The organism is Phyllobacterium sp. SYP-B3895, from assembly GCF_009647635.1.
Lineage (GTDB): Bacteria > Pseudomonadota > Alphaproteobacteria > Rhizobiales > Rhizobiaceae > Phyllobacterium > Phyllobacterium pellucidum.
The window spans coordinates 514,663-528,205 of record NZ_WJIG01000001.1; the positions used below are offsets into that span (position 1 = coordinate 514,663).

Here is a 13,543-nt window from a genome sequence, read left to right on the forward strand (position 1 = left end):
ATCAGGCTCCGATGCGCAATTGCGATTGCGGATCGAAGAAAACCGCCTTGTCGAGATTGAAGGCGAGCGCCGTTCTCGTGCCGGCGGATATTGGCGCATCCGCACGCAGACGTGCAACGACCTCCTTGCCGCCGAGCTTGGTGACCGCGAAAGTGTCGGAGCCTGCAGGCTCGACCACTTCGATGAAACATTCGCCTTCGACGAGTGAACCCGCGTTGCGATCCGCGCCATCAGGATCGGTCAACGCTTCCGGGCGGATGCCGAAAATCACATCCTTGCCCGTGAATGCAACGAGGGCGTTATTGGTCTTGATCGGCAGGCGCAACGGTTCCATGTCGGGGCGCTCGAGCACGACCGCGAGATCGTTGGCGCCACCTTCGATCTTGGCCTTGAGCAGGTTCATGGCCGGTGAGCCCATGAAGTCGGCGACGAAGATGTTGGTTGGATTGTTGTAGATTTCCGCCGGCGTACCGAACTGCTGCAATACGCCGTCTTTCAGGACCGCGATTTTTGTTGCCAGCGTCATCGCCTCGATCTGGTCGTGGGTCACATAGACGATCGTCGTCTTCATGCGCTGGTGAAGACGCTTGATCTCGGTGCGCATATCGACGCGCAGCTTGGCATCGAGGTTGGAGAGCGGCTCGTCGAAGAGGAACACCTGTGGATTGCGCACGAGCGCACGGCCCATCGCCACGCGCTGGCGCTGCCCGCCGGAAAGCTGGCTCGGCTTGCGGTGGAGCAGATGGCCGATCTGCAGCATGTCGGCGACCTGCTTGATGGCCTTTTCGCGCTCCTCCCTGGCGATACCGCGAATTTCCATGCCGAAGGCAATGTTTCCGGCCACGGTCATGTTCGGGTAGAGCGCATAGGACTGGAACACCATCGCGATGTCGCGCTTGGAGGGGTGCAATCCGCTGATCGACTTGCCCTTGATCGAGATGTCGCCTGACGTGATCGGTTCCAGCCCGGCAATGGTATTGAGCAGGGTCGACTTGCCGCATCCGGAGGGTCCGACGAGGACGAGGAAGCCGCCTTCATCGATCTCGATATTGATGTCCTTCAGGATCGGCACGTTGCCGTAGGACTTATGCAGGTCTTGGATCTTGAGAAATGACATTGATTTATCCCTTCACGGCGCCGGACATGAGGCCGCGGACAAAATACCGCCCGGAAACGATGTAGACGATGAGAGTTGGCAGGGCGGCGAGAATGGCGCCGGCGAAATGCACGTTGTATTCCTTCACGCCCGTCGACGAGTTGACGAGATTGTTGAGCGCAACCGTCATGGGCGTACTGCTGAAGCCGGAGAACGATGCGCCGAAAAGGAAGTCGTTCCAGATGTTGGTGAACTGCCAGATCACGGATACGACGATGATCGGCCCAGACGACGGGAGGAGGATACGCCAGAATATCTGGAAGAAGTTTGCGCCATCGATCTGCGCCGCGCGCACCAGTTCGGTCGGAAATGCCTCGTAGTAGTTGCGGAAATAGAGCGTCGTGAAGCCGAGGCCATAGACGATATGGACGAGGATCAATCCCTGGATAGTGCCGGCCATGCCGAGAAAGCCGAGGACGCGCGCCATCGGTATGAGCACGATCTGGAACGGGATGAAACAGCCGAGCAGCAGCATGCCGAACATGACGTTCGAGCCGCGGAACCGCCATTTCGTCAGGACATAGCCGTTGAGCGCGCCGATCACCGTCGATATGGCGACTGCGGGAATGACCATCAGGATCGAGTTGATGAAATAGGGCCGCAGGCCCGTGGGCTGCACGCCGATCTGCGCGGTCGACCAGGCCGAGAGCCAGGGCTGGATCGTCCATTCATGCGGTGGCGACAGCATGCCGCCCTGACGAATTTCATCGAGCGTCTTCAGCGAGTTCACCACCATTACGTAGAGTGGCAGCAGGTAGTAGAACGCGAAAACCAGAAGGGCGATATAGATGACGACGCGGGTGAGTTTGCCGCTGTTGATTACATTGTCGGGGCTTGGAGCGCTCATTTGTTGCCTCCCCTGATTTCGGAATAAAGGTAGGGGATGATGATCGCGAAGATCGTGATCAGCATGATGATGGCCGATGAGGCGCCGATGCCCATGGAATTGCGGGTGAACGTATAGGAATACATGAAGGTCGCCGGCAATTCGGTTGCCTGGCCAGGCCCGCCGCCGGTCAGGGCGATGACGAGATCGTATGCCTTGATCGCAAGATGCGCGAGAACGACGAAGGCGGAAAGAAACACGGGCCGCATCAGCGGAATGATGATGCGCCGGTAGATCATGCCGGTCGATGCGCCGTCGATCTGCGCCGCCTTGATGATCTCATTGTCGACGCCGCGCAAGCCGGCGAGAAACATCGCCATGACGAAGCCGGAGGATTGCCAGACCGCAGCGATAACGACCGTGTAGATCGCCATCTTCGAGTCCTTGATCCAGTTGAACTGAAAGCTTTCCCAACCCCACTGGTGCATGGTGTTTTCAAGACCGATGCCGGGATCGAGAAACCATTTCCAGGCGACGCCGGTGACGATGAACGACAGCGCCATGGGATAGAGATAGATGGGACGCAGGACACCTTCGATGCGGATCTTCTGGTCGAGAAGGATGGCGAGACCCAGGCCGAGCACCGTGCAGATGATGATGTAGAGCGAGGCAAATATGCCAAGGTTGGTAATAGCCCGCCACCAGTGCGGCAACGCCCACAGCTTGCGGTAATTTTCAAAGCCGACAAATCCATAGGACGGCAACATCTTGCTGTCCGTAAACGACAGAATGCCGGTATAGATGATAAAGCCATAGACGAAGATCAGGACGATCAGAAAGCTCGGTCCGAGAACCAGCTTGGGTATAAGGTCCTGTATGCGGCTGCGGGTATCCATAGCCTCACCTCTTAAATCAATATCGTTTTATATCGTTGCCGCGACGGGGCGGAGAATTCTATCCGGGGCATGTGCTGCCCCGGATAGAGGACTAAGCTTATTTCGCAGCGTCAACGGCGGAAACGAGTTCCTTCACCGCGTCTTCGGAGCTCAGTTCACCGTTGAATTCACGCGTGACGACGTCATAGATCGCGTTCTTCACGGCAGCAGGAACCGCATAGCCATGAGCCATGGAGCCGTAGAGCGTGCCGCCCTTGCTGGCTTCGGCAAGATCCTTGATGGCCTTCTTGCCGCAAGCGTCAAAAGCGGTATCCGGAACGTCCGTGCGAGCCGGAGCCGAACCCTTGACCACGTTGAACGCTGACTGGAAGCTCGGGCTTTCGATGGCCGATGCCATTACCAGCTGGTTCTTGTGGTCAGCATCGCTCTTCTTGAAGAAGAGGAACTGGTCGGAGTTGAAGGTTACCGACCCCTGGGTGCCCGGGAAGCGCATGCAGACGAAGTCCACGCCGGGCTCCTTCTTTGCCTTCACAAATTCACCCTTGGCCCAGTCACCCATGAACTGCATGCCGGCCTTGCCTTCGATAACCATGGTCGAAGCAAGGTTCCAGTCGCGACCGGAGAAATTGTCGTCGACATAGCTGCGCAGCTTAGTCATGCGGTCGAAAGCTTCCTTCATCTTGTCGCCGCCCAAAGCCTTGGGGTCGAGATCGATGAATGCCGCCTTGTAGAAGTCGTTGCCGAGGGAAAGAACAACGGCATCAAAGATGGTCGCATCCTGCCAGGGCTGGCCGCCATGGGCGATCGGCGTGATGCCCTGTTCCTTGAACTTGTCGAGGAGAGCGATCAGTTCGTCCCAATTCGCAGGTTCCTTGCCGCCAGCCTTGTCGAGGGCTGCCTTGTTGATCCATACCCAGTTGGTCGAGTGAACATTGACCGGCGCGGCGATCCAGTGGCCGTCATACTTGGAGAACTTCTGCAGTGCCTCCGGGATCACGTCGCCCCACTTTTCCTTGTCAGCGACGTCATCGACATTGGTCAGTGCGCCCTGCTTTGCCCAGTCGGTGATATCGAAACCGAGCGACTGCACCGACGTCGGCGGATTGCCGGCGGTAACACGGGCGCGCAGCACGGTCATGGCTTCTGAACCGCCACCACCGGCGACGGGCATGTCAGACCAGGTGATGCCCTTGGTCTCGAGATCCTTCTTCAGGACTTCGAGCGCCGTTGCTTCACCGCCGGAAGTCCACCAATGCAGGACCTCGACGTTTTCAGCAGCGCGGGCCGCCGTTGCAGTCCCGAGCAGCATCGCTGCGGCGGCGACCGTATTCATCCACTTTTTCATTTCAGGCCTCCCATTTGAAAAAAGAAAATATCCAAAATATCCGACTGAGATTCCTCAAGTCCGGAGCATTCTTACAATAGGCGGAAGGGGCTTTACAATCGATTTAATCAGCTCGCCCATACGACTTTCCTCCTACCCAGATGCATGTTGAGTGTCTTCGTTTCCGTGTAATCCTCAACCGCATGCCTGCCCAGTTCCCGGCCGAGACCGGACTGCTTGTAGCCGCCGAACGGCAATTCCGAAGCGCCGTCCATGAAGGTGTTCATCCAGATCGTCCCGGCACGAACCTGGCGCCCGATCGTCAGGCACGTATCAAAATCGCGGCTCCAAACGCCGGCTGACAGACCATAATCGATGGAATTGGCGATGCGAACCGCTTCATCGAGCGTTTCGAAGGTCAGGACGGAGAGAACCGGGCCAAAAACCTCCTCGCGTGCGACTGCCATGTCCGGCTGCACGGCCGACAGGATGGTCGGCGACATGAACTGTCCCATGCCGAGTTCCAGTGGCTCGCCGCCATGGCTGATATTCGCTCCGCCGGTTGCTGCATTGCGCACATAGCCGTCGATCTTCGCCAGGTGCTCCGGCGTGATGATGGCGCCAACCTTAGTCTGCGGATCGAGCGGATCGCCGACCTTTACCTTGGCCGAATGAGCGGCGATGCGGGCAACGACGTCGTCAGCGATATCGCGGTGGACGATAAGGCGCGAACCGGCATTGCAGCATTCGCCGGCATTGAAATAGGCGCCGAAGACCGCCGCATCGATGAAATCGTCGAGTTCCGCGTCGGGAAACACGATCTGCGGGTTCTTGCCGCCAAGCTCCAGCGACACCTTTTTCAAGGTCTGCGCGGCATTGGCCATGGTCAGCTTGCCGACCAGCGTCGAGCCGGTGAAGGACACCATGTCGACATCAGGATGAACGGTCATGGGCGCACCGACTTCCGCGCCGGTTCCCGTCACGATATTGACGACACCGGCAGGAACGCCGGCTTCCATCAGGATCTCCCCAAGCACAAGCGTCGAGCCGGAGGTAAGCTCCGATGGCTTGACCACGGCCGTGCAACCAGCCGCCAGGGCGAAAGGCAGTTTCTGGCTGACGATAAGGAACGGGAAATTCCACGGCGTTATGATTGAAACGACGCCGATCGCTTCGCGCAGGACGACCCCGAGTGTGCCTTCACCGAGCGTATTATAGCTTTCGCCATGGAGATCCCGGCCGAGCGCAGCGGCATAGCGCCAGATATCCACGGCGCCGCCGAGTTCGGCCTTGGCCTGGCTGATCGGCTTGCCCGACTCGATGCAATCGAGATAGGCGAGTTCATCGGAACGCGCGGCAATCAATTCGGCAGCCTTGAGCAGAATGTTCGAGCGCTCTGCGCCGGTCATGCGGGACCAGGTACCCGTATCGAAGGCGCGGCGCGCTGCGGCGATGGCGCGTTCCGCGTCGGCTTTCGTTGCGGCCTGATAGCGGGAGACGACGACACCATGTCCCGGGCTCTTGCGCTCGATGGAAGCGCCGCCGGAACCATCGACCCACCGGCCATCGATCAGCAGCTGAAATTCGCGCACCTTGAAATCTTCGAGCGCCCGTGGGCGCACCAGAATCGTCATTACCATTCTCCTTTGAATGCGGGCTCGCGCTTTTCGGCAAAGGCCGAAACACCTTCCTTAAGGTCCGCTGTCTTTGCGACGAGGATCGAGCCCAGCGCTTCGACCGCCGTTCCATTGTCTTCGCCATTGGCCGAGGCAATCATGAGTTTAGCCACTTCGACGGCAGCCGGTCCGCGCTTGGCAATACGTTCCGCATAGGCCGTTGCCATTGCGACCGCGGCGCCGGTTTCGGCCACGTGGTCGAGAAGGCCGAGGCCCAAGCCTTCGCCTGCACTGAAGATTTCACCGCCGAGCGCCATGCGGCGCACGACTTGCGCGCCGAAGCGCCGGACAAGGCGCTGCGTTCCCGACCAGCCCGGCACCATGCCTAGGCCGGTTTCCGGCAGGCCAAGCTTGATCTGGGCTTCCGCGATGCGGATATCAGCAGTTGCGGCAAGCTCGAGCCCGCCGCCCAGCGCATGACCATTGAGCGCGGCGATAAGCGGCACGCGCAAGGTCGCAAGGCGCTCGAACACGCGGTGGCCGAAGCGCACCCAGGCATGGCCGAACTCATTGGGCGTCATGGCTGCCCAAGCCTTGATATCGCCGCCGGCCGAGAACGCCTTGCCGGCGCCGGTGAGGATCGCGACGCGCGTTTCGGCGTTGGCTTCGACAGCGTCGCAGGCCGCACTCAGTTCCTTCAGCATGTCGAGATCGAAGGCATTGAGCTTTTCCGGGCGCGACACGGTGATCGTGGCGACGTGACCGGCGAAAGTGACGGTGATGCGCGGCTCAGCCATGGATTGTCCTCTGAGGCTTGTGCGGCAATTCGAGGCCGAACGGCTGCGGCTGGAAGAGGCGGGCATCCATCTGTTTCAGGTCGCGCGCGACAACCAGCGGGAACTCGGACTGGTCGAGAATATGCGCCTGCAGATCGACGCCGGGGGCGATTTCAGTCAGCACAACACCCTCGGGACGCAGCGCCATGACGCAGCGCTCGGTCACATAGGTGATGTCCTGTCCCTGCTCGATGGCGCGGCGACCGGAGAAGGTGACGTGCTCAACCTCGTTGACCAGCTTCTTGAGCTTGCCTTCCTTTTCGATCACCAGCTTTCCGCCTTCGACATGTACTTTCGCCCCGGCATTGAACATGCCCGAGAAGACGATCTTGCGAGCGCGCGCCGTGATATCGACGAAGCCGCCGGCGCCAGCAGTCACATGCGGGCGGAAACTCAGCTTCGATACGTTGACAGAACCGCTCTTGTCGATTTCCAGGAACGAGAGCAGCGACGCATCGAAACCAGCGCCCTGGAAATAGGTGAACTGGTGCGGCGAGGGCACGAAAGCCTCGGCATTCGAGGCGCAACCGAAGGCAAAGTCGAGAAGCGGAATGCCGCCGACCGGACCCTGCTCGATGACCCAGGCGACGGCACCGTGCAAACCCTCTTCGAGCAGAATGCGCGGCACGTTTGCCGAGATGCCGAAGCCGAGATTTACGGCGCTGCCTGCCTCGAGTTCCGTCGCGACCCGTCGCGCGATAACCTTCTGGATATTGAAATCCGGTAGTTCGAAATCTTCGAGCGGATGGAATATCTCGCCGGAAATAGCCGGATCATACAGCGTCTGTGTTGTCTGCTTCTGTTCCGGATCGACCACGACATAATCGACAAGGATGCCTGGAACGCGCACGTCGTGCGGCTTCATCGAGCCGCTCTTGGTGATCCGCTTGACCTGCGCAATGACGATGCCGCCATTGTTGCGCACTGCGAGCGCCTGATCGAAGCCACCAAGATAGGCGCCTTCATGCTCGTAGGTGAGATTGCCGCGCTCGTCGGCGGTCGTTGCACGGATGATGGCGACCTGCGGCACGATCGGCTTGAAGAACAACCATTCTTCGCCATCGAATTCGATCTTGCGCACCAACGGTTCCTTCGCGGCGGATGCATTCATGGCGCAACCCTGTCGGTCCGGATCGACGAATGTGTCGAGCCCGACCTTGGTCAAGACGCCCGGACGCTTGGCGGCAGCCTCACGGTGCATGTCGAAGAGAATGCCTGAGGGCACATTATATGCGGCAACCTCGTCATTGCCGATCATCTGCCAGATCAATGGAGGTTCGGCGCTGGACGGACCCGATGGGTAGGAGCCGCCGACGATCTTCTTCAAAAGCCCCTTCCGGGCAATGTAGTCGACGCCCTTGATCCCGCTCATGTCGCCGGCGGCTATCGGATGCAGGGTCGTCAGATCGCGCGGGTGACCTGTAGCCTCGAAGCGCGCTCCGATCGCCTTCAGCATCAGGTCGGGGCAACCGAGCCCGCTCGACGATGAGACGGAGACGATGGCTTCGTCAGGAATGAGGTTCGCGGCCTCTTCGGGGGTTATGTGCTTGTTCATGCTCTTGGATCGTGCTTTCAAAGGCCTGGATTGATCTTTTGGGCGGTTCCGGTCCGCGCGGCTTCCGTAACGGCGATGACGGCGGCAAGCGACCAGACACCGTCCTCGCCCGACGCTGCAGGCCGGCCGTTGCCGGCAATGGCGGCGTGGAATTTGGCAAGGCCTGTCTCGTAGAGATTCCTGTGGTCGAGCTTGAGTTCGCTTTCGCCGTCGGCATTACGGAGTATGACCGTGCCGACTGGCTTCTGCGTCATGATATTGTGCCCGACAAGCGAGCCTTCCGTGCCGTGCACTTCGAAGCCCGTTTCGGAGTACTTCGTGGTGAAGCCGTCATGAAACAGAGCAATCAGCCCCGACTTGAAGCGCATGACGCCCATCACACCGTCCTCGAGGCCCTCTTTGGCAAGCCCGCTCTTCTGGCCGAAGGCGACTGCCTCGAGCGGGTCGTCGCCAAGCACGTAGCGCAGCGTATCGGTATCGTGGACGGTAATATCGAGAATCACGCCGCCGCCAGCTTCCGGACGATCCAGGCGCCAGCCTTGAAGATGCGGCGGAAGATAGACGGCGTGGAAAACCTTGGCGGCGAGCGGCCTGCCGATCTTGCCCGCAGCAATGGCATCGCGCATCGCCGTATGGCTTGCGGCGTTGCGTAGGTGGTGGTTGGTGGCAAAGACGATATTGGTGGCGCGGCAGGCCTCGACCATGGCCCGCGCATCCTCAAGGCTCGTTGCAAGCGGCTTTTCGCACAGTACATGCTTTCCCGCCTTCGCTGCAGCGAGCACCTGGTCCTTGTGCAGTTCATTGGTCGTCGAGATATAGACTGCATCGATCGGCTGTTCGCTGAACAACGCGTCGAGCGTTGTGACCGAATGGGGAATTGCGTGATCGTCGGCATATTTGCGGCCGCGCTCGGCATTGGTGCTCATGACCGAGACAATCTCGCCGCCACTGGCGCGGATCGCATCGATGACCCATTCATGTGCGATGGTGCTCGCACCAATCAGACCCCAGCGTATCATGCCAATTCCTCCGTTTGCCTGACAGGCGCGCCACAGCTTTGGCGCACGACGAGACGCACCGACGTAACCAGTGTTTCCTGGTCGACCTGCCCGGCATTGATCTGCTTCATCAAAAGCTGTGCCGCCCGCTGGCCCATGCCCTGCGGATCGACCGAGACGGTCGTCAGGGCGGGAACGGCTGTCTTTGCCTCAATGACATCGTCGAATCCGATGACTGCAAAACCCTTGCCCGGCTCGATATTGTTGGAGCGAAGGCCATCGCACACGCCGAAGGCGACTGCATCGTTGAAGCACAGCGCCGCAGTGGGGCGCTCGTCAAAGAACATCATGCGTTCTACCGCGGTGGCGCCGCCGGCGCGCGAGGGCGCAGAATGAATGACGAAGTTTTGGTTGAGGGGAATACCGGCTTCCATCAGGGCATCCCGATAACCCCGCACCCGGTCGGATGACACGGCCGTGTCGGCAAAACCGCCCATGAAGGCGATGCGCCGGTGCCCGAGATTGATGAGGTGGCGGACTGCCGCTTTCGCGCCGGCGTAATTGTCGGAAAGCAACGTCGAAACCTTTGCGCCCGGAAGATTGCGCACGACGACCACAACGGGAATGCCGCTGTCGGCGAGCGGCTTGACGTCACTTGCGTCGGTTCCGCGTGCCGGTGACAGGATAAGGCCGGCGATGCCGTTTTCACGCATCGAGGCGATGACCTGGCGCTGCCTGTCGACGCTTTCGCCGCTATGTGCGAGGAATTGCACATAGCCTGCCGACTGCACCACCATGTCGACGCCGACAGCCAGTTCCGCAAAGAAACTGTTGGTCAGATCGTTGACGACGATGCCGATGATTTTCGATTTCGACTGGCGCAGATTTGCCGCCCCGCGATTGTAGACATAGCCCAGATCATTGATGAGCGCGATGACCTTTTCGCGGGTCTTTTCATTAACGAGCGGACTGCCCTGGAGGACCAGCGACACGGTGGATTTCGACACGCCGGCGGCGCGCGCAATGTCCACAATGCTTGTCCGTGTCTTGCTCAAGGTGATCTCTCCCAGTCGCTGCACAGTTAATTGGAACGTTCCAAATATGTCAAGAGATTTCTTTATGACGCGGCAAAGGCGCTGTTCTACGCGGGTTTTGTCTTCATCGCACCTCTTTCTGGGTGTTAGTCTAACTCTTCCGATAATTTTTCGGCTTGCCACTTGTGTTTTGGAACGTTCCAAATTAAAAAGCCGACGTCAGTATGGGAGCGAACGCATGACAATAAGCCTCAACCTGCCGACTTCAGATGGAGCAAGCGCTGCCTATAGCCTGCGCGGCGAGCCGCTTGCCAAACCATCGTCCCCGCCCTCGTTCAATCGCATCGCCTATGCCGCGGCGCATATCGTTTCCGATCCGCTCCGCGATGCCCATCCCTGGACCTCGCCCGCCATCGACTGGGATGCGACGATGGCATTTCGCCATCACCTGTGGTCGCTCGGCTTCAAGATTGCCGAGGCCATGGACACGGCGCAGCGCGGCATGGGCGTCGACTGGGCTACCGCGCAGGAGCTGATCCGCCGCTCGCTCGCCGAGGCGCGTACCGTTTCGGGCGCCGATCTTGCCTGCGGTGGCGGAACGGACCAGTTGTTGCCCCAGGATGCGAAATCGCTTCAGGATGTCATCTACGCCTACGAGACCCAGATCGGCTTCATTGAAGGCGAAGGCGGACGCTCGGTGATGATGGCGAGCCGTGCGCTTGCTCGTGTCGCCCGCTCTGCCGATGACTACCGCACCGTCTATAACGCCATCCTCTCGCAGACGCGGGAAAAGGTGACCCTGCATTGGCTTGGCGACATGTTCGATCCCCATCTTGCCGGCTATTGGGGTTCGGCAAGCTTTGAAACTGCGCTCGAAACCGTCCTTGCCGTCATCAACGACAATAGAGCCAAGGTGGAAGGCATCAAGATTTCGCTGCTCGACAATGCGAAGGAGATCGAGCTGCGCAAGCGCCTGCCCGACGACGTCCTCTGTTTTACCGGCGACGACTTCAACTATGCCGAGTTGATCGAGGGTGACGGAGAGCGCTACAGCCACGCTCTTCTCGGCATTTTCGACGCCGTTGCCCCATCGGCATCAAAGGCGCTCGCGCACCTCGCAGCCGGCGATGCCGAGGCATTTCGCGAGACCATCGAGCCGACCGTGCCGCTCTCGCGCAAGATATTCGAGGCACCGACGCAGTACTACAAAGCCGGTGTTGTCTTCCTCGCCTGGCTCAATGGCCACCAAAGCCACTTCGTCATGCCGGCCGGGATGCAGTCTGCGCGGGGTATCGTGCACTACGCCGACATCTTCCGGCTTGCGGATGGGGCCAATGTGCTCGACAAGCCTGACCTTGCGGTGGCCCGGATGAAGAGCCTTTTGCAGGTTTATGGGGTGTAAGGCACTTACTCATGGGTTCTCGGGACAAGCCCGAGCATCCATGGACCACCTCTCACACACATAGAAAAAGGGACGGTGCCGAAGCACCGTCCCCTCCCCGCTCCAATCGTTGAAGCTTACTTGTTCCAGCTCTTGACCAGTTCGTCGTAGTTGATGGTCTGCGGCTTCTCCTTTTCGTTTTCGATCTTCAGCTGCGGCGCGAGATTGCCAGCCTTGACCGCGTCCGCGTTCCAGTAGGCAAGGTCATGCTCCTCGGCCAGCTTCGGACCGATATCACCCTGGACGCCTGATTTCTCGAGGCGGCCGAGCACCTTTTCCTGCTCCTCGCAAAGCGAGTCCATGGCTTCCTGAGCGGTCTTGGCACCGGAAGAAGCGTCACCCACGGCCTGCCACCAGAGCTGTGCCAGCTTCGGATAGTCAGGAACGTTGGTGCCCGTCGGCGACCACTGAACGCGAGCCGGCGAACGATAGAACTCGATCAGACCGCCGAGTTCAGGCGCACGCTTGGTGAAGCTCTTGTCCTGGATGGTCGATTCGCGGATAAAGGTGAGGCCGACATGGCTTTTCTTCACATCCACGGTCTTCGAGGTTACGAACTGCGCATAGAGCCATGCGGCCTTGGCGCGATCCTCCGGCGTGGACTTCATCAGCGTCCATGAGCCGACGTCCTGGTAGCCGAGCTTCATGCCGTCTTTCCAGTAAACACCATGCGGCGAGGGCGCCATGCGCCATCTCGGGGTGCCATCTGCATTAACGACGGGAAGGCCTGGCTTGACCATGTCGGCGGTGAAGGCGGTGTACCAGAAAATCTGTTGGGCGATATTGCCCTGCGCCGGAACCGGACCCGATTCGGAGAAGGTCATGCCCTGAGCTTCCGGCGGTGCATAGGCCTTCAGCCAGTCGAGATATTTCTGGATCGAATAGACCGCTGCCGGTCCGTTGGTATCGCCGCCGCGGGCAACGCAGGAGCCGACCGGGCGTGACTGCGCATCGACCTTGATGCCCCATTCATCGACCGGGAGACCGTTGGGCAAGCCCTTGTCACCATTGCCAGCCATGGAAAGCCAGGCATCGGTAAAGCGCCAGCCAAGCGACGGATCCTTCTTGCCGTAGTCCATGTGACCATAGACCTTCTTGCCGTCGATCTCGCGACCGTTGAAGAATTCGGCAATGTCCTCATAGGCAGACCAATTGACCGGAACGCCGAGATCGTAGCCGTATTTCGCCTTGAAATCGGCCTTGTTCTTCTCGTCGTTGAACCAGTCGTAGCGGAACCAATAGAGGTTGGCGAACTGCTGGTCGGGAAGCTGATAAAGCTTCTTGTCCGGCGCAGTCGTGAACTTGGTTCCGATGAAGTCGTCGACGTCGAGACCGGGATTGGTCACGTCCTTGCCTTCATTGGCCATCCAGTCGGTCAAGTTACGCACCTGCTGGTAGCGCCAGTGCGTGCCGATCAGATCCGAGTCGTTGACCCAGGCGTCGTAGAGGTTCTGGCCCGTCTGCATCTGCGTCTGGATCTTTTCGACGACGTCACCTTCCTGAATGATGTCGTGAGTGACCTTGATGCCGGTGATCGCGGTGAAGGCCGGGGCCAGCGTCTGCGATTCATAGCTGTGGGTCGTCAGTGACTCCGACACCACCTTGATTTCCATGCCCGCGAAGGGCTTGGCGGCATCGATGAACCACTGCATCTCCTTTTCCTGAGCAGCGCGATCAAGGGTCGACATGTCGCCGATTTCCTTGTCGAGGAACGCCTTGGCCTCATCGATTCCGGCCCAGGCACTGCCTGCGCCGAACAACAGCACCATTGCTGTCGTTGTCGTCAATAATCGCGTTCGCATGGTTGTCCTCCCAGAGTTGCTGCGATTGCATTGTTGGGACAGGGCGGAATGCCCTGTCT

11 protein-coding genes are annotated in these 13,543 nt (G+C 59.6%); 1 reads left to right on the top strand and 10 read right to left on the bottom strand.

Annotation, left to right across the window (positions count from 1 at the left end):
• Window position 1 precedes the first annotated feature (1 nt).
• From GF108_RS02490 to GF108_RS02530, 9 genes are all read right to left on the bottom strand, one after another.
• Window positions 2-1,117 carry an ABC transporter ATP-binding protein gene (locus GF108_RS02490; protein WP_153666741.1) on the bottom strand — a complete coding sequence of 372 codons (1,116 nt, stop codon included), beginning with the start codon at window positions 1,115-1,117 and terminating at the stop codon, window positions 2-4.
• Window positions 1,118-1,121: 4 nt separating this feature from the next.
• Complete coding sequence (locus tag GF108_RS02495; protein ID WP_027230745.1) at window positions 1,122-2,003, bottom strand: carbohydrate ABC transporter permease; 882 nt, start codon at window positions 2,001-2,003, stop codon at window positions 1,122-1,124.
• On the bottom strand, window positions 2,000-2,878 hold the full coding sequence (locus tag GF108_RS02500; RefSeq protein ID WP_027230746.1) for a carbohydrate ABC transporter permease: 879 nt from the start codon (window positions 2,876-2,878) through the stop codon (window positions 2,000-2,002). The genes GF108_RS02495 and GF108_RS02500 overlap by 4 nt, the downstream gene beginning before the upstream one ends.
• 97 nt (window positions 2,879-2,975) lie before the next feature.
• Complete coding sequence (locus tag GF108_RS02505) at window positions 2,976-4,223, bottom strand: ABC transporter substrate-binding protein (RefSeq protein WP_113281113.1); 1,248 nt, start codon at window positions 4,221-4,223, stop codon at window positions 2,976-2,978.
• 107 nt (window positions 4,224-4,330) lie between these two features.
• Window positions 4,331-5,836 carry an aldehyde dehydrogenase family protein gene (locus tag GF108_RS02510; RefSeq protein ID WP_153666742.1) on the bottom strand — a complete coding sequence of 502 codons (1,506 nt, stop codon included), beginning with the start codon at window positions 5,834-5,836 and terminating at the stop codon, window positions 4,331-4,333.
• The gene (locus GF108_RS02515; protein WP_153666743.1) at window positions 5,836-6,615 is read right to left on the bottom strand and encodes an enoyl-CoA hydratase/isomerase family protein; all 780 of its coding nucleotides are present in this window, start codon (window positions 6,613-6,615) and stop codon (window positions 5,836-5,838) included. The genes GF108_RS02510 and GF108_RS02515 overlap by 1 nt, the downstream gene beginning before the upstream one ends.
• Entirely contained in the window at window positions 6,608-8,209 is a 1,602-nt protein-coding gene (locus GF108_RS02520) for an acyl CoA:acetate/3-ketoacid CoA transferase (RefSeq protein ID WP_153666744.1), read from the bottom strand. Before GF108_RS02520 ends, GF108_RS02515 begins: the two co-directional genes overlap by 8 nt.
• Window positions 8,210-8,226: 17 nt before the next feature.
• Complete coding sequence (locus GF108_RS02525; protein ID WP_153666745.1) at window positions 8,227-9,228, bottom strand: Gfo/Idh/MocA family protein; 1,002 nt, start codon at window positions 9,226-9,228, stop codon at window positions 8,227-8,229.
• Window positions 9,225-10,262: a LacI family DNA-binding transcriptional regulator gene (locus tag GF108_RS02530; RefSeq protein WP_153666746.1), complete on the bottom strand. Its 1,038-nt coding sequence runs from the start codon at window positions 10,260-10,262 to the stop codon at window positions 9,225-9,227. Before GF108_RS02530 ends, GF108_RS02525 begins: the two co-directional genes overlap by 4 nt.
• A gap of 217 nt (window positions 10,263-10,479) precedes the next feature.
• Between GF108_RS02530 and GF108_RS02535 the strand changes: the two genes are divergently transcribed.
• Complete coding sequence (locus GF108_RS02535; RefSeq protein ID WP_153666747.1) at window positions 10,480-11,643, top strand: dihydrodipicolinate synthase family protein; 1,164 nt, start codon at window positions 10,480-10,482, stop codon at window positions 11,641-11,643.
• A 116-nt stretch (window positions 11,644-11,759) separates the two neighbouring features.
• Here the strand turns inward: GF108_RS02535 and GF108_RS02540 are convergent, their stop codons facing one another.
• Entirely contained in the window at window positions 11,760-13,484 is a 1,725-nt protein-coding gene (locus GF108_RS02540) for an ABC transporter substrate-binding protein (protein ID WP_153666748.1), read from the bottom strand.
• Between the last annotated feature and the right edge of the window lie 59 nt (window positions 13,485-13,543).